General features: G+C 72.0%; 11 protein-coding genes and 1 riboswitch. Of the genes, 7 read left to right on the plus strand and 4 right to left on the minus strand.

The window, feature by feature from the left end:
• Nucleotides 1–32 precede the first annotated feature (32 nt).
• Nucleotides 33–167, plus strand: a riboswitch (TPP riboswitch).
• Nucleotides 162–1,964 carry a phosphomethylpyrimidine synthase ThiC gene (thiC, locus tag AB8735_RS19755; RefSeq protein WP_344028932.1) on the plus strand — a complete coding sequence of 601 codons (1,803 nt, stop codon included), beginning with the start codon at nt 162–164 and terminating at the stop codon, nt 1,962–1,964. It overlaps the preceding riboswitch by 6 nt.
• 138 nt (nt 1,965–2,102) lie before the next feature.
• Here the strand turns inward: thiC and AB8735_RS19760 are convergent, their stop codons facing one another.
• The 4 genes from AB8735_RS19760 to AB8735_RS19775 all read right to left on the minus strand — a co-directional run bounded on the left by AB8735_RS19760 (nt 2,103) and on the right by AB8735_RS19775 (nt 6,649).
• Nucleotides 2,103–3,005, minus strand: a complete 903-nt coding sequence (locus AB8735_RS19760; RefSeq protein WP_372408638.1) for a Bro-N domain-containing protein — start codon at nt 3,003–3,005, stop codon at nt 2,103–2,105.
• A gap of 152 nt (nt 3,006–3,157) precedes the next feature.
• Nucleotides 3,158–3,991, minus strand: coding sequence for a hypothetical protein (locus AB8735_RS19765; protein WP_372408639.1), 834 nt, complete (start codon nt 3,989–3,991; stop codon nt 3,158–3,160).
• 191 nt (nt 3,992–4,182) lie between these two features.
• Complete coding sequence (locus AB8735_RS19770; RefSeq protein WP_344028941.1) at nt 4,183–5,286, minus strand: metallophosphoesterase; 1,104 nt, start codon at nt 5,284–5,286, stop codon at nt 4,183–4,185.
• Nucleotides 5,287–5,536: 250 nt separating this feature from the next.
• A complete protein-coding gene (locus AB8735_RS19775; protein WP_344028944.1) occupies nt 5,537–6,649 on the minus strand; it encodes a LacI family DNA-binding transcriptional regulator in 1,113 nt (370 codons plus the stop codon).
• A 331-nt stretch (nt 6,650–6,980) separates the two neighbouring features.
• Between AB8735_RS19775 and hisC the strand changes: the two genes are divergently transcribed.
• The 6 genes from hisC to AB8735_RS19805 all read left to right on the plus strand — a co-directional run bounded on the left by hisC (nt 6,981) and on the right by AB8735_RS19805 (nt 17,456).
• Entirely contained in the window at nt 6,981–8,060 is a 1,080-nt protein-coding gene (gene hisC, locus AB8735_RS19780; protein ID WP_372408640.1) for a histidinol-phosphate transaminase, read from the plus strand.
• A 297-nt stretch (nt 8,061–8,357) separates the two neighbouring features.
• Nucleotides 8,358–9,941, plus strand: coding sequence for a cytochrome ubiquinol oxidase subunit I (locus tag AB8735_RS19785; protein ID WP_372408641.1), 1,584 nt, complete (start codon nt 8,358–8,360; stop codon nt 9,939–9,941).
• A gap of 43 nt (nt 9,942–9,984) precedes the next feature.
• A complete protein-coding gene (gene cydB / locus AB8735_RS19790) occupies nt 9,985–10,986 on the plus strand; it encodes a cytochrome d ubiquinol oxidase subunit II (RefSeq protein ID WP_372408642.1) in 1,002 nt (333 codons plus the stop codon).
• Nucleotides 10,987–10,999: 13 nt separating this feature from the next.
• Nucleotides 11,000–14,527 carry a thiol reductant ABC exporter subunit CydD gene (gene cydD / locus AB8735_RS19795; protein ID WP_372408643.1) on the plus strand — a complete coding sequence of 1,176 codons (3,528 nt, stop codon included), beginning with the start codon at nt 11,000–11,002 and terminating at the stop codon, nt 14,525–14,527.
• Between the two features lie 9 nt (nt 14,528–14,536).
• The gene (locus tag AB8735_RS19800; protein ID WP_372408644.1) at nt 14,537–16,228 is read left to right on the plus strand and encodes a GAF domain-containing sensor histidine kinase; all 1,692 of its coding nucleotides are present in this window, start codon (nt 14,537–14,539) and stop codon (nt 16,226–16,228) included.
• 115 nt (nt 16,229–16,343) lie between these two features.
• A complete protein-coding gene (locus AB8735_RS19805; RefSeq protein ID WP_372408645.1) occupies nt 16,344–17,456 on the plus strand; it encodes a peptidoglycan DD-metalloendopeptidase family protein in 1,113 nt (370 codons plus the stop codon).
• Nucleotide 17,457: the final 1 nt, after the last annotated feature.

The raw sequence follows: 17,457 nt of genomic DNA on the forward strand, positions 1-17,457 counted from the left end.
TCCGGCGCGGGAAGGCGCTAGCGTTGTGGCACCTTTGCAATCGCGGGAGCTCGGAGCACCGGGCTGAGAGGGCGCTGACCTCCGTACGAACGGTACGGGAACCGCTGCGTCGACCGCCGAACCTGTTACCGGGTAATGCCGGCGTAGGGAGTTACGGTCTCATGACCACGCAGGACGCACGCACGTCTGCCGACCCGTCCGTCGAGGGGCAGGCAGGGGAGCGAAACGGGCAGACCGGACAGATCGGTTGGCACAAGGACTACGTCACCGGCTCCCGCCCGGACCTGAGGGTCCCGGTGCGCCGGGTCCACCTCACCAACGGCCGCGACGTCCGCCTGTACGACACCTCCGGCCCGTACACGGACCCGGCCGTCGACACCGATGTCCGCCGGGGCCTCGCGCCGCTGCGCGAGAACTGGATCATCGGGCGCGGCGACACCGAGGAGTACGCGGGGCGGCCCGTGCGCCCCGAGGACGACGGCATCAAGCACACCTCGCCGCGCGGCGGCCTCAGGAACCTCGACGCGGTCTTCCCGGGCCGGCCCCGGCTGCCGCGCCGGGGGCGCTCCGGCGCCGCCGTGACCCAACTCGCCTACGCCAGGCGGGGGGAGATCACCGAGGAGATGGAGTACGTCGCCCTCCGGGAGGGCGTCTCCCCGGAGACCGTCCGCGAGGAGATCGCGGCCGGGCGCGCCGTGCTGCCTGCCAATGTGAACCACCCCGAGACCGAGCCGATGATCATCGGCAAGAAGTTCCTGGTCAAGGTGAACGCCAACATCGGCAACTCGGCCGTCACCTCCTCCATCGAGGAGGAGGTCGAGAAGATGACCTGGGCCACCCGCTGGGGCGCGGACACGGTGATGGACCTGTCCACCGGGCGCAACATCCACACCACTCGTGAGTGGGTGCTGCGCAACTCGCCCGTTCCCATCGGCACGGTGCCGCTCTACCAGGCACTGGAGAAGGTGGACGGCAGGGCCGAGGAACTCACCTGGGAGATCTACAAGGACACGGTCATCGAGCAGGCCGAACAGGGCGTGGACTACATGACCGTCCACGCCGGCGTCCTGCTGCGCTACGTCCCGCTGACCGCCCGCCGCAAGACCGGCATCGTCTCCCGCGGCGGCTCGATCATGGCCGCGTGGTGCCTGGCGCACCACAAGGAGTCGTTCCTCTACGAGAACTTCGAGGAGCTCTGCGAGATCCTCGCGGCCTACGACGTGACGTACTCGCTCGGCGACGGCCTCCGCCCCGGCTCCATCGCGGACGCGAACGACGAGGCGCAGTTCGCCGAGCTGAGGACCCTGGGCGAGCTCAACACCATCGCCAAGCGGCACAACGTCCAGACGATGATCGAGGGCCCGGGCCATGTCCCGATGCACAAGATCAAGGAGAACATCGACCTCCAGCAGGAGATCTGCGAGGAGGCCCCGTTCTACACCCTCGGCCCGCTGACCACGGACGTCGCCCCGGCCTACGACCACATCACCTCGGGCATCGGCGCCGCGATGATCGCCTGGTGGGGCACGGCGATGCTCTGCTACGTCACGCCCAAGGAGCACCTGGGTCTGCCGGACCGTGACGACGTGAAGACCGGCGTCATCACCTACAAGATCGCCGCGCACGCCGCGGACCTGGCCAAGGGCCATCCCGGCGCCCAGGAATGGGACGACGCCCTCTCGGACGCCCGTTTCGAATTCCGCTGGGAGGACCAGTTCAACCTGGCCCTCGACCCGGACACGGCCCGCGCCTTCCACGACGCGACGCTCCCGGCGGAGCCGGCGAAGACGGCGCACTTCTGCTCGATGTGCGGTCCCAAGTTCTGCTCGATGAAGATCTCGCAGGACATCCGCCGGGAACACGGCGGGGACATGGGGGCGGCCGAGATCGAGGCCGGGATGGCGGAGAAGTCGCGGGAGTTCGCGGAGGCGGGGAATCGGGTGTATTTGCCGTTGGCGGAGTAGGTGAGAGTTGTCGAGACCGTAACTGGACGTTATGGTCTCGACGTTTCCGCAGGCAGCGGGGGAAAGAACCGCTACAGTTCGGGCGGGCCCGAAGCCGCAACTTGGATTTGTGACTTCGGGCCCGACCCGTCGTCTCCGCTACTTGAGCGCGTAGACGGGAGTCCCGTCGCCTCGCATGCCGGTCTGCCGGATGCACCCCCGCTTCTGCATCATCCGCAGCGAGTCATGGACGCGGTGGACGGACAGTCCGGTGCGGGCGGCGATCGCGTCCAGCGGATAGCCCGCCTCGCCGCGCTCGATGATGGCAGGGAGGATGTACGCGCCAACGGCCCAGATGTCGTTGGTGATCACGAGGTTGTTGGACCGCCAGCCGCTGAGTACCGACTCCGCTGTCACGCGGGGACGTGGCGCCTCGGACGACCGTGCGGAGGGAAGACGGTCCGCGATGTCCCGGAGTACCTCGATGACCTCCGTTCGCCCCTGGGCCGCTTCGCGTCGTACGGCGGCGAGTTCCTCGATGAGCTGGAGATTGCGCTCCTCCAACCGCGCGAGTACGTCGGCCATTTGGTGCGGTACGGCGTACGCAGGGGCGGCCGACGTCTGAACTTCGGCCTTCTCCAAGTGGTACGAGCCGTCCCGCTGGATGGTGACGATGACCTCGGTCACCCACCGCTTGAACGGCTCCGCCTCCGGTTTTGTGCAGCCGTTCACCAGCCGGATCAGACCCTGCAGATTCACCATCCTCATCGACCTCTGAAGCCCGTGACCTGCATGTTTGCGCAAGGTGTCGCTCCCAGTTACACCTTGAGCAAGCTCGTCGAGCCGCATGGAGAACTCGTCGGGCACGTGCTGGCTGAGGGCGGCCCGTGTGTTCGCGTATCCGAGTTCGCCCGCTACGTCGGCCGCCGGGAACCAGTGACTTCCGTCCGGCAACGTCAACCGCCGGACCCGTGCTCCAGTCGCCGCGTAGACGAAGTCGTTGACGTCGATGGCGTCCTGCTGCTCCGCCGACCGGTTCGGCGGCATGTTCTGTGCGCTCATGATGAGCATCACCTCCACCACCGGACCGTAGGCCAGCCCCCCGCGCCAATTGCCCGTGCATAAACGGACGTTCGCCCTATGGAGGGTGGTTCAGGTGAATTTCCTGCGCCGGGCGATTCGTGAACGGTAAAAGACCTCCCGGCGTACCGCCCTCACTCCCTCCGCCGCTCCTGCCCGCCCAACTCCGGACTCGTGAAGTCCGGACTCGTGAAGCTCGGCCGGGTGTGCGGGCTCGGGCTGTCCTCGTGGCTGGAGAAACCGGGGGGTGTATAGCCGAGCCGGCTGTGGCTCTCGTGCGGCTCCCGGCCGTGCGGAACGCCGGGCCGCGTCGCGGAGTTGGCCAGTGTCTCGCGGAGGAAGGGCAGGACGCCGCGGCGGAGCAGGGCGTCGTGCCAGATCTCCCGGGCGCGCTCCGCCTCCGCGTCGAGGCCGTCGCCGGGCCCTCCCGGCCCACCCGCCCCGGGGCGGCCGTTGCGCACCGCCGTGAACAGCAGCGCTCCCATGGCGACCAGCGCCGCGGCGGCGGTCAGACCGGCGAACCACCAGCCGACGGTGACCATCGGGCCGGACACGGCCCCCTCCGTCCCGACGGCCTTCAGTGCGTACCCGATGATCAGGAACAGGAGCGCGGCGATCCCCGCGAGGACCGGGGCCAGCACGGTGAGCATCGCGGCGGCCCCCGCGCCCCCGGAACCGTCGTCCGCCGCGTCGTCCGCGGTCTCGCCGCGGCCCTCGGCGGACCGGTTGCGCAGCTCCTCCCGCGCCCGGACGAAGTTCCGGTATTCCGTCATGGCGCAGGCGGAAATGGCGGCCATGGCCTGGACGGCCATGAGGCGCAGCTGTTCGGTGTCGAGGCGCTGCCCCGACGCGGCGAGCAGCGTGCCGATCTCCGGGTCGCGGTTCGCCGAACGCAGCGCCAGGTCCAGGATCCGCTCGAATTCCGGGCGGTCCTCGGCCAGTAGGTGCGGAGCGCTGTTCATGTGCATCCCCCGATGCTCCGTAGGGCCCTTGGCGCGGGCGGCGCCGGCAGCGGGCGGAAACGGAGGAGAGCCTGCTACGGATAAGCCGATGGTAGAGCCGCACCGGTGCGGGGTGACAGTGCGTTTCGCGAATTCCCCCGCGGCGGTGGAACTCCCCGTGGAACTCCACCCATGCCCGCGTCCGGCGCGGTGAACCCTCAGCCGGCCAGTGGGAGTTGCACCACCAGCAGTTTTCCGGCCATCGTGACCCCGCCGTCCATGGCGAGGGCGAGGCCGTCCGCGTAGAGGTGCGGGCCGTCCACGACGGGCGCGCTCTCCTCGCCGTCCGCCTCCTCGCCCGGGACCTCGCCGAGGAGGTACGGGATGGGGCTGTGGCCGTGGACGACACGGCTGCCGCCGTAGGTCTCCAGCAGCTCGCGGGCGGCCATCCCGCCCGCCTCGTCGCGGAAGGCGAAGCGCTTGGTGAACTTGCGGAACAGCTCCCAGCACTCGTCCGGGTCGTTGCGCTGGAGCGCCTCGGTCACCGCGTCGTTGACGGCCTCGATGGAGTCGCCGTAGTCGAGGTAGGCGGTGGTGTCGGAGTGGACGAGCAGGTGCCCGTCCTCCTCGGCCATGGCGTCGAGCCGGGACATCCACTGGAGGTGGTGGTCCTCCAGGCGCTCCATGTCCGTGCGCTGGCCGCCGTTGAGCAGCCAGGCGGCCTGGAAGGAGGCCGTGCCGGCGCCGGAGCTCACGGGGGTGTCGCCGAACCGCTTGGCGCCGATGAGCAGCAGCTCGTGGTTGCCCATCAGGGCCTTGCAGTAGCCGCCGGCCGCGGCGGCCTCGGCGGAGAGCCGCATGACCAGGTCGATGACGCCGACGCCGTCCGGGCCGCGGTCGGTGAAGTCGCCGAGGAACCACAGCCGGGTGTTGCCGGCGGCCCAGTGGCCGTTCGCGTCGACGATGCCCTCGGCGGCGAGCGCCGCGTAGAGCTCGTCGAGGTATCCGTGGACGTCGCCGACGACGTAGAGCGGGCCGGGGCCGCTCGGCAACGGCTGCGGCTGCGCCTGGGGGACGGTGATGGGGGTGAGCTCGACGGTGGGGACGTCGTGCGGGTCGGCGGCGTACGGCTGGCGCTCGATGACCGGCAGGTCACGGGCGGTGGGCGTGTAGCCGCCGAGGTGCGGGTCCTCGGCGCCGAGGTGGGCGGGGGGCAGGGGATGGGTGTATCCCTGCAGGGGAGGAGGGGCGGCGTACCCCGGGTACGGCGTCACCGCCTCCGTGGTCCCTGCCACAGGTCCTTGTCCGGCCCCCTGAGCCATCGACCCCTCCACCGTCGCGCCGCAGTGCACCTTGTGGACCCTGCCTGGTCGCGGCGGCCCGTGGTGTCGTGCGCCCATCATAGGAATGACCGTCGCGGCTTGTGACGCACCAGGGGCCGTCAATCGGGGCGGGAGCCCGGGTTCACCTGTTTTTTCTCCACTAATGTCCGTTTCGTTAGCGCCGGGCGAGGCGTCCATGTGTGGTGACCCATAGGGTGCGCGCGGTTGACGGCCGCCCGGCAGCGGGCGGTCAGCCGGGGGCCGGACCGCGCGGAGGGCTGACCGTGGTGCGCGGCGGGCGCCGCTCGGAGGACGTCCGGACGATCAGCTCCGTGGGTATCACCTGCTCCACCGGCCGCCCGTTGTCCAGGCCCTCGATGGCGTCGATGAGCAGCTGGACGACCGCCGTGCCGATGCGCCGGGGCTTGAGCGAGAGCGTGGTGATGGGCGGTTCGGTGGTGGCGTAGACGACGGACTCGCTGCAGCAGACGAGCAGCAGGTCGTCCGGGACGCGCAGGCCGTAGCGGCGGGCGGCGGCCAGCAGATCGGTGCCGTTGGGGTCGAAGAGCCCGTACACCGCGTCGGGCCGGTCGGCGCGGGCGAGCAGCCGGTCGGCGGCGACGGCGCCGGCGCACGGGTCGTGGGCCGGGTACTCCTCGTAGACCGGGTCCTGGCCGATCCGCTCGCACCAGTGCAGGTACGCGTCGGTGGACAGGCGGGTGTAGGTGTCGGTGCTGGTGCCGGTGAGCAGCCCGATGCGGCGGGCGCCCGCGGCGGCGAGGTGGTCGAGGATGCCCAGGACGGCGGCCTTGTGGTCGTTGTCCACCCAGGCGGTGACCGGGAGGCTGCCGGCCGGGCGGCCGTCGGAGACCACCGGGATGCCCTGGCGCACCAGGTCCGAGACGACCGGGTCGTGGTCGGAGGGGTCGATCACGACGGTGCCGTCGAGGGCGACGTTGGACCAGACGTCGTGCCGGGAGGTCGCGGGCAGGATGACCAGGGCGTAGCCGCGGGCGAGCGCGGCGGAGGTGGCGGCCCGGGCCATCTCGGCGAAATAGGCGAACTCGGTGAAGGTGAAAGGTTCATCCCCATATGTGGTCACGGTCAGGCCGATGAGGCCGGACTTGCCCGTACGGAGGGTGCGGGCGGCGGCGGAGGGGCGGTAGCCCAGCCGGTCGGCGACCTCGCGGACGTGGCGGCGGGTCGCGTCCGGCAGCCGCCCCTTGCCGTTGAGCGCGTCGGAGACGGTCGTGATCGAGACACCGGCGGCGGCGGCCACGTCCCGGATGCCCGCCCGCCCCTGCCGGGTGCCTCGCCGGGCGGGGTCCGTCCGGCTCACTTGATGCTTCCCTGCTGCTGTCATGGCGAGCCGATAGTAGGGCTCGGGAGCTTGTCCGGCGGGGCGCCGTATTTTGGAGTTGACAGGCACGTTTCTGCACGATCGATACCCGTCAATGACCATGGAAGTGCAGGTGGTTGTCGGGGGAGACGGTGAACCGTTGGCCCCTGGCATATCTACGTCCGGTGGCGGCCCCGGGGTGCGGGGTGCCTTCAACTCACCTTCACGGGGGATGCGCGCCAGGGCGCCCGCCAGGGCGCACGCCAGGACAGTTCGCGCGACCTCACATCTGGACGCCACCCGGGGCAATCCTCATAAGGTGTGCAGTATTCAGGGATGTGGAGGAGGATCCGCGGTGACCGACAAGACCCCAAAGCTGCGCCCCGCGCTGGACAGCGTTCCGTCCTACAAGCCCGGTCGGCCGGCCGCCGACGGAGGCCCGGCCGCCTACAAGCTGTCCTCCAACGAGAACCCGTATCCGCCGCTGCCCGGCGTCATGGAGCGCGCGGTGGCCGCCGCGGCCGGGTTCAACCGGTATCCGGACCTGGCGTGCGCCGGTCTGCTGGCCGAGCTCTCGGACCGTTTCGACGTGCCGATCTCCCATCTGGCGACGGGCACCGGCTCGGTCGGCATCGCCCAGCAGCTCGTCCAGTCGACCTCCGGCCCCGGTGACGAGGTCATCTTCGCCTGGCGCTCCTTCGAGGCGTACCCGATCGTCACGCAGATCGCGGGTGCCACTCCCGTTCCGGTCCCGCTGACCGAGGACGAGGGACACGACCTGGACGCGATGGCCGCCGCGATCACCGACCGGACGCGGCTCATCTTCGTCTGCAATCCGAACAACCCCACCGGCACGGTGATCCGCCGGGCGGAGCTGGAGGCCTTCCTCGACCGGGTGCCCTCCGACATCCTGATCGTGCTGGACGAGGCCTACCGCGAGTTCATCCGGGACGAGGACGTGCCCGACGGCATCGACCTCTACCGGGACCGCCCCAACGTCTGTGTGCTGCGCACCTTCTCCAAGGCCTACGGGCTGGCCGGGCTCCGGGTGGGCTTCGCCGTCGCGCACGACCCGGTCGCGGCGGCGCTGCGCAAGACCGCCGTGCCGTTCGGCGTGACCCAGATCTCCCAGGAGGCCGCCATCGCGTCGCTGCGCAGCGAGGAGGCGCTGGCCGAGCGGGTGGAGGCACTGGTGGAGGAGCGGACGCGGGTGGTCGAGGGGCTGGTGGGGCAGGGCTGGACGGTGCCCGAGAGCCACGCCAACTTCGTCTGGCTGCGGTTGGGGGAGCGCACGGCCGACTTCGCGGAGGCGTGCGAGCGCGGCGGCGTGATCGTCCGGCCGTTCGCCCCGGACGGGGTGCGGATCACGATCGGTGAGACCGAGGCGAACACCCTCTTCCTGAAGGCCGCCGAGGAGTTCCGCAAGCAGCTGTAGCTGCCGCAGCGGCAGTTGTGGCAGTTGTGGCGAAGGGCGCCGCACCCCGTCCGGGGTGCGGCGCCCTTTCTGCTGCTGGTGCAGCGACCCCCGGCCGTCGCAAGGGTCCAGTGGGGTACCCCGGATACATGACCGAAAAGCGGGTGCGTCATAATGCTTGTGAATGTGAACGCGTTCACAAGCTCATCCCTTATGTTCCGCTTTCACCGGGACAAAGGGTGCAAAGTGCTGGCGAAAGGCCGCCGGCGAAGCACCGGTACGAGACACCGGTGACGCACGATGCAAGGAGGGACCGCGGTGAACCTGGCCCTGGCGCCGGAGACTCTGGCGCGCTGGCAGTTCGGCATCACCACCGTCTACCACTTCCTCTTCGTCCCCCTCACGATCAGTCTCGCGGCGATCACCGCCGGCCTGGAGACGGCCTGGGTGCGCACGGGCAAGGAGAAGTACTTCCACGCCACGAAGTTCTGGGGAAAGCTCTTTCTGATCAACATCGCGATGGGGGTGGTCACCGGCATCGTGCAGGAGTTCCAGTTCGGCATGAACTGGTCGGACTACTCCCGCTTCGTCGGTGACGTCTTCGGGGCGCCGCTCGCGATGGAGGCCCTGCTGGCCTTCTTCTTCGAGTCCACCTTCATCGGCCTGTGGATCTTCGGCTGGGACAAGCTGCCCAAGAAGATCCACTGCGCGTGCATCTGGATCGTGGCCCTGGGCACCGTCCTGTCCTCGTACTTCATCCTCGCCGCCAACTCCTGGATGCAGCACCCGGTCGGCTACACGGTCGACAAGGCGACGGGCAGGGCCCAGCTCACCGACATCTGGGCCGTCCTCACCCAGAACACCACCCTGGTCGTGGTCTTCCACACCCTCACCGCCGCCTTCATCACCGGCGCGGCGTTCGTCATCGGCATCTCCTCCCTCCACCTGTGGCGCGCCAAGCGCAGGCAACTGCGGGGCGAGGAGCTCGGCGAGAAGCAGCGCAAGCAACTGCCGGCCATGCTGACCTCGCTGCGCGTCGGCCTGGTCGTGGCGGTGATCGCCGGTCTGGGCACGGCGATCAGTGGTGACGCGCTGGGCAAGGTGATGTACGAGCAGCAGCCCATGAAGATGGCCGCCGCCGAGGCCCTGTGGGAGACGCGCGCCCCCGCGCCCTTCTCTGTCTTCGCGGTCGGCGACGTCTCCAAGGGCCACAACAGCGTGGAGATCGAGATACCCGGTCTCCTCTCCTTCCTCGCCCACAGCAACTTCACCGAGTCCGTCCCCGGCATCAACGACGTCGCGGCCCAGGAGGCGGCGCGCTACGGCGGCAAGCCGGAGGACTACATCCCCAGCGTCTTCATGACCTTCTGGGGCTTCCGCCTCATGATCGGCTTCGGGATGACCTCGTTCGTCGTGGGCCTGATCGGACTGTGGACCACCCGGCGGAAGTTCTGGCTGGCGCCGGAGCGCCGCCGGGGCGAGGACGAGATCCCGGCCCTGATGCTCACCAAGTCCCGGGAAATGGGCCCCTTCCTGACCAAGTGGTCCTGGCGCGTCGGCATCCTCACCCTGGGCTTCCCGCTGATCGCCAACTCCTTCGGCTGGATCTTCACCGAGATGGGCCGGCAGCCCTGGGCCGTCTACGGGCAGATGAAGACGGGCGACGCGGTCTCCCCGGGCGTGAGCCAGGGCGAAGTCCTCACCTCCCTGCTGGTGTTCACCGGCCTGTACGCGGTGCTCGCGGTCGTCGAGGTCAAGCTGATGGCCAAGTACGCCAAGGCCGGGCCCGACACGGACGAGAAGCCCCCGGCCAAGGACCCCAGGCTGCGCCTGCCCTCCGGCGGGTCCGGTGCGGACCGGGCCGCCGAGGACGCCGACAAGCCGATGACCTTCGCCTACTGACGCGGCCGCGGACGCGAACGACCGGCGGAACGGAGAACCGACCATGCACCTCCACGACTTCTGGTTCCTGCTGATAGCCGTCCTGTGGACGGGCTACTTCTTCCTCGAGGGCTTCGACTTCGGCATCGGCGTGCTCACCAAGGCACTTGCCCGGGACCGCACCGAACGACGGGTGCTGATCAATACGATCGGCCCCGTCTGGGACGCCAACGAGGTCTGGCTCCTCACTGCCGGCGGCGCCACTTTCGCGGCCTTCCCCGACTGGTACGCCACCCTCTTCAGCGGCTTCTACCTGCCGCTGCTCGTCGTCCTGGTCTGCCTGATCGTGCGCGGCGTCGCCTTCGAGTACCGGCACAAGCGCGACGGCGAGCGCTGGCAGCGCAACTGGGAACACGCCATCTTCTGGTGCTCGTTGATCCCCGCCTTCCTCTGGGGCGTCGCCTTCGCCAACATCGTGCGCGGGGTGCCGATCGGCCCGGACAAGAACTTCACCGGCGGCGTCGGGGACCTGCTGAGCCCCTACGCCCTGCTGGGCGGCCTCCTCACGCTCGTCCTCTTCACCTTCCACGGCGCGGTCTTCGCCGCCCTCAAGACGGTCGGTGACATCCGGCACCGGGCCAGGGCCTTCGCCACCCGCTCCGGCCTGGCCGCCGGGGTCCTGGCCGTGGCCTTCCTCGCCTGGACCCAGGCCGACGCGGGCAACGGGCGCAGCCTGCCTGCCCTGGTCGTCGCGGTGGCGGCGCTGGCCGCCGCGCTGGTCATGAACGGGCGGGGCCGGGAGGGCTGGGCGTTCGCCCTGTCCGGTCTCACCGTCGTGGCCGCCTTCGCGACGCTCTTCCTCGCCCTCTTCCCGGACGTCATGCCCTCCTCCAGCAACGCGGAGTGGAGCCTGACCGTCGCCAACGCCGCTTCCAGCCCCTACACATTGAGGATCATGACCTGGGTCGCGGGCTTCGCGACCCCCGTGATCCTGGCCTACCAGGCCTGGACGTACTGGGTCTTCCGGCAGAGGATCGGCACTCAGCACATTCCCGCAGCTCACTGAGGAACGGTGGCATATGAGGCCCGTAGACCCCCGGCTGCTCCGGTACGCGTCGGCGACCCGGCCCTTCCTGGCCGCCTCCGTGCTCCTGGGGCTGGCCGGGGCCGGACTGGTCGTCGTCCAGGCGATGGTGATCGCCGAGACCGTGACGGGCGCCTTCCGGCACGGGCGCACGGCCGGTGAACTCGCCACCCCCCTCGCCCTGCTGGCCGCGACCGCGGCCGGCAGGGCCCTGGTCTCCTGGCTCACCGAACTCGCCGCGCACCGGGCGAGCGCCGCGGTCAAGTCCCAGCTGCGCGGCCGGCTGCTGGAGCACGCCGCCCGGCTCGGCCCGGGCGCCGTGAACACCGGCGAGCTGACCGCCCTGGCCACCCGGGGGATCGACGCGCTGGACGACTACTTCGCCCGCTACCTGCCCCAGCTCGGGCTGGCGGTCGTGGTGCCCGTCGCCGTCCTGGCCCGTATCGTCTCCGCCGACTGGGTCTCGGCGCTCGTCATCGTCCTCACCCTCCCCCTCATCCCGCTGTTCATGGTGCTCATCGGCTGGGTCACCCAGTCCCGCATGGACCGCCAATGGCGTCTGCTGTCCCGGCTCTCCGGGCACTTCCTCGATGTCGTCGCCGGGCTGCCGACGCTCAAGGTCTTCGGCCGCGCCAAGGCCCAGGCCGAATCCATCCGCGCCATCACCGCCGACTACCGGCGCGCGACGCTGCGCACCCTGCGCATCGCCTTCCTCTCCTCCTTCGCCCTGGAGCTGCTCGCCACCCTGTCGGTCGCCCTGGTCGCGGTGGGCATCGGCATGCGGCTGGTGCACGGCGAACTCGACCTCTACACCGGTCTGCTGGTGCTCGTCCTGGCGCCCGAGGCGTATCTGCCGCTGCGGCAGGTGGGCGCCCAGTACCACGCGGCGGCGGAGGGCCTGGCCGCCGCCGACCGGGTCTTCGCCGTGCTGGAGACCGAACCGCCGGCCGCGGGCACCCGTCCCGCGCCGGACGCCCGGGGCGCGGTGCTCTCCGTCGACCGGCTGGTGGTCCGCCACCCGGGCCGGGACCGGCCCTCCCTGGCCGAGACCTCGTTCGAGGTGCGGCCCGGGGAGACGGTCGCGCTGACCGGGACCAGCGGATCCGGCAAGTCGACCCTGCTGAACGTCCTCCTCGGCCTCGAACGCCCCGCGGGCGGGCGGGTGTCCGTGGACGGTGTCGATCTGTCATCGCTCTCCCCCGAAAGCTGGCGGGCCCAGGTCGCCTGGGTCCCGCAGCGGCCCCATCTGTTCGCCGGCACCGTCGCCGAGAACGTACGGCTGGCGCGGCCGGACGCCACCGACGCGCAGCTGCGCGACGCACTCCGCGCGGCCGGTGCGCTCGATTTCGTCTCCATGATGGAGCACGGCACTGACACCCGCCTCGGCGAGGACGGAGCCGGTCTGTCGGCCGGTCAGCGCCAACGCCTCGCCCTGGCACGGGCGTTCCTGGCCGACCGCCCCGTCCTGCTGCTCGACGAGCCGACGGCCAACCTGGACGGGGAGACGGAGGCGGCTGTCGTCGAGGCGGTGCGCCGGCTCGCCGAGGGGCGGACGGTGCTGCTGGTGGTGCACCGCCCGGCGCTGCTGGCCGTCGCCGACCGGATGGTCAGGCTGGGCGAACCGGTGGAATCTGCCGCTCCCGTACCGGCGTTGACGCCCGCCGCGCCCGCCGAGGCGTCCGGCGTCACCGCCGGCCCGGCCGGCGACGCCCCCGGCCGAGGGCAGGGCGCCCGGACCCGTTCCGCGCTGGCCCGCGTGCGCGCCGAGGGCCGCCCGTGGCAGGGCAGGTTCTGGCTCGCCCTGCTGCTCGGCAGCCTCGCCCTGGCCAGCGCGACCGGTCTGATGGCCGTCTCCGGCTGGCTGATCTCCCGGGCCTCCCAACAGCCGCCCGTCCTCTATCTGATGGTGGCCGTCACCGCGACGCGCGCCTTCGGCATCGGGCGCTCCGTCTTCCGCTACGCCGAGCGCCTCGTCTCCCACGACGCGGTGCTGCGCGCGCTGGCCGGGCTGCGGGTCTCGGTCTACCGGCGGCTGGAGCGGCTGGCCCCCGCCGGGCTGCGCGACACCCGCCGCGGCGATCTGCTGTCCCGGCTTGTCACCGATGTGGACGCGCTCCAGGACTACTTCCTGCGCTGGCTGATGCCGGTCGGCTCGGCCGTCCTGGTGGGCGGCGCGTCCGTCGGATTCATGGCCTGGCTGCTGCCGGAGGCCGGCGCCGTGCTGGCGGCCGGTCTGCTGACCGCGGGGATCGCCGTGCCCGTGCTCTCGGCCGCCGTCGCCCGGCGGGCCGAGCGGCGGCTGGCGCCCGTGCGCGGCGAGTTGTCGGCCGGGGTCGTGGGCCTGCTGTCCGGCACCGCCGAACTCACGGTCGCCGGCGCGCTGCCGGCCCGGCTCACGGGGCTGCGCGGGGTGGACGCCACCCTGACCCGCATCGCCCGCCGGGCCTCCGCCGCCACCGCCCTGGGCTCCGGACTGACCACGCTGATCAGCGGGTTGACCGTCGCGGCGGCGGCCTGGACGGGCGTGGCGGCCGTCCACGACGGCCGGCTGGGCGGCGTGTGGCTCGCCGTCGTCGTCCTGACGCCCCTGGCCGCGTTCGAGGCGGTGACCGGTCTGCCCCTGGCGGTCCAGCACCGCCAGCGGGTGCGCCGTTCCGCGGAGCGGGTGTACGAGGTGCTCGACGCGCCCGAGCCGGTGCGCGACGGGACGGGGCCGGCGCCGTCGTCCCCGTTCCCGCTGCGCCTGACGGACGTGACCGCGCGCTACCCGGGCCGTGCGGAACCGGCGTTGCGGGACTTCGGCCTGGAGCTGACGGCGGGCCGCAGGGTCGCGGTCGTCGGGCGGTCCGGCGCGGGCAAGACGACGCTCGCGCAGGTGCTGCTGCGCTTCCTGGACGCCGATGCGGGGGCGTACGCCCTCGGCGGCCGGGATGCGACGGGCATGGACGGCGACGCCGTGCGCCGTCTCGTGGGCCTGTGCGCCCAGGACGCGCACCTCTTCGACAGTTCGCTGCGCGAGAACCTGCGGCTCGCGCGCCCGGACGCGGACGACGCGCGGCTGCGCGAGGCGCTGCGGGCGGCCCGGCTGCTGGACTGGGTCGAGGCGCTGCCCCGGGGGCTGGACACGCCGGTCGGGGAGCACGGCGCGCACTTGTCGGGCGGCCAGCGGCAGCGGCTGGCGCTCGCCCGGGCGCTGCTGGCGGACTTCCCGGTGCTGGTGCTGGACGAGCCCGCCGAGCATCTGGACGTGGTGACCGCGGACGCGCTGACCGCCGATCTGCTGGCGGCCACCGAGGGCCGGACCACGGTGCTGATCACGCACCGGCTGGCCGGGCTGGAGGCGGTCGACGAGGTGATCGTGCTGGACGGCGGGCGGGTCGTGGAACGTGGTGCGTACCGGGAACTGGCGGAGGCGGACGGAACGTTCCGGTTGATGCTGGAGCGGGAGCGGGCGGAGGCCGACATGGTGCGTCCACCGCTTTCGGTTGATCAGTCGCTTTCCCTAGCAAAAGGTACTTATTAGGCTCTGGGTATGCCCGCCACGGAAGACTTCTCCGGTCCCCAGGACACCACCACGCCCTGGAGACCCCTGGACCCGCTGGCCGCCGCCACGGAGGCCACCCGGAGCCTCCAGGGCATGTCGACCGAGCTGACCGCGCGGATCCCCCAACTCCTGGAGGCCATGCGGTCGGTCGGCACCGGGCTGGAGCTGCACAGCACACTCGACCGGATCGCCGCGACCGCCGCCGAGCTCGCCGACGCCCGCTACGCCGCCATCGCCGTCACGGAGGCCGCCGACCCCGCCGGCGAGGGGCTCGCCGACTTCGTCACCTACGGCGTTCCCGAGGAGGAGCACCGGCGCATCGGAGCGCACCCCAGCAGCCAGGGGCTGCTGGGCGCCCTGCTGGGCCGGAGCGAGCCCACCGGTGCTCCGGGCGACTTCCTGGCCGTCCCCATCCGGGTGGACGGCGAGATCTTCGGCAACCTCTATCTGACCGGGAAGCGCGGCGGCGGCGAGTTCGGCGTCGCGGACCTGCACATGGTGAAGATCCTGGCCACCGAGGCGGGCATCGCGATCGGCAACGCCCGGGTGTACGAGCAGGGCCGCCAGCGCATGCGCTGGATCGACGGCTCGGTGGCGGTCACCACGGCGCTGCTGTCCGGAAGCGACGCCGAGGACGCGCTGTCCGTCGTCGCCGAACAGGCGCGCAGGCTCGCGGACTCGGCCGCCGGGATCGTGCTGCTGCCGGACAAGGAGGGCGGGCTGGAGATGGTGGCCGTCTCCGCCGACGACCCGGCGGGGCTGCTGGGGACGGTGATACCGCCGCACAGTCCGGTGGTCGACCGGCTCCTCGCGGGCGAGCCGGTGTTCGTCGAGGACTCGGCCACCGACCCCCGCATGATCACGGGCGTGGCCCCGCGCTTCGGGCCGAGCATGCTGCTGCCGCTCAAGAGCGGCGGACGGGTGCTGGGCACCCTGGCCATCCCCCGCGACCGGGACAGCCGCCCTTACACGGCCGCCGAGCGCACCCTGGCGGGCCAGTTCGCCGCGCAGGCCGCGCTCGCGCTCGTCCTGGCGGAGGCGCAGCGCGACCGCGAGCGGCTGGCCGTCTACGAGGACCGCGACCGCATCGCCCGCGACCTCCACGACCTCGTCATCCAGCGGCTGTTCGCGACCGGTCTGCTGCTGGAGAGCGCGCAGCGCAGGGCGGTGGTGCCGGATGTGCGGAGCACGGTCGGACAGGCCGTGGACGAACTGGACGTGACCATCCAGGAGATCCGCACGGCGATCTTCGCCCTCCAGCAGGGTCCGGCCGAGGCGCCCGCCGGGCTGCGGACGCGGGTGCTGCGGGAGATCGGCACGGCGGCGGTGCCGCTCGGCTTCCAGCCGTCGGCGACGTTCGTGGGGGCGGTCGACGCCAAGGTCGGCGAGCGCACCGGGAAGAACCTCGTCGCGGCGCTGCGGGAGGCCCTGTCCAACGCCTTCCGGCACGCGCGGGCCTCGCGCATCGAGGTCGTCGTCGACGCGACGGTGCGCCTGCCGGACGGCCGGGAGGCGGTCCGGCTCAGCGTCGCGGACGACGGCGTCGGCATCCCGGAGGGCGGCCGGCGCAGCGGGCTGCGGAACCTCGCCAAGCGGGCCGAGTCGCTGGGCGGCTCCAGTGCGTACGGGCCGGGGCTGGACGGGCGCGGGACGCGGGTGGTGTGGGAGGCGCCGCTCTAGCGCCCGCACCGATCCATCGGACACGCCCTGGGGTCGCTCCAAGGAGGACGGGCCGCGTCCTCCGAACGGGCCTCTGCGGGAGCGCGTCCCCGCGGTCCGCGACACGATCGCGTCCATGCGGCGACTGCGATCCTCCCGTCCCCGCCGGGCGCGCCTGTGCCGGTCCCACCGGCGCGCGGCCGGCGCCTTCTGCGCCCTGTGCGCCGTGATGTCCCCGGTGCTCGCCTCCGGGCCCTCGGCCGCCGTGCGGGCACCGGACCGGCTCGCCCGGGCCGGCGCCGACGTCTACCGCCTCGCCCGGGAGGAGGCGCTGGTCAGGGAGCGCTACGAGAGGGCCCTGCCCGCCGCCCGGGAGCGCGGGGCGGAGGACGAACGGCTGCGGCAGCGGCTCAGCGGGCAGCGGTTCGTCTCGTCGGTGCTGCGCGAGGACGCGGGGGCGGCCGCCCGGGCGCAGTACCGCAGCGGCGGGTTCACGGCCCGGGACAGCCTGCGCTTCTCGGACGACCCGTTCGAGCTGCTGGCCCTCCAGGAGACCGACACCGGCCGGCGGGAACGGCTGGCCCGCAGGCTGAGCGACGCCGACGACCGCGGCAGGGCCCTGGAGCTGCAGGAACAGGCCGTCGCGGCCTCCTGGCGGGCCCTGGACCGGGACGCGGCGATGCTGCGCCGGACCCTGGGCGGGGCCACCGGCCGGCTGGCGGCGGCGCGCGAGGAGCTCGACGGGATGGCGGCGGCCGCGGTGGGCGGCGGCCATTGCGACCCGGTGGACCGCGAGGTCCTGGAGGCGGACGAGGACGCGGGCCCGGAGGGGGACCGGGACGGACGCGACTGGACGCGCCCCGTGCTCTCGTACCGGCTCTCGGCCGGATACGGCGGCTCCGGCGCGAACTGGTCCGGTACGCACACAGGGCAGGACTTCGCGGTCCCGACCGGCACCCCGGTGCGCTCGGTGGGGCCGGGCACCGTGGTCGACGCGGGCTGCGGCGGGGCGTTCGGCATCAGCCTGGTGGTCCGGCACCCGGGCGGCTGGTACTCGCAGTACGCGCACCTGGCCGCGGTGTTCGTGGCGCCGGGACAGCGGGTGCGCCCCGGGGAGTGGATCGGGCTCTCCGGGACCACGGGCAACTCCACCGGCCCCCACCTGCACTTCGAGGTCCGCACGAGCCCGGAGTTCGGGTCCTCCGTCGATCCGGTGGAGTGGCTGCGCGGGCGGGGCGTGGGCCTGTGAG

The organism is Streptomyces luteireticuli, from assembly GCF_041519305.1.
In the GTDB taxonomy this organism is placed as follows: Bacteria; Actinomycetota; Actinomycetes; order Streptomycetales; family Streptomycetaceae; genus Streptomyces; species Streptomyces luteireticuli.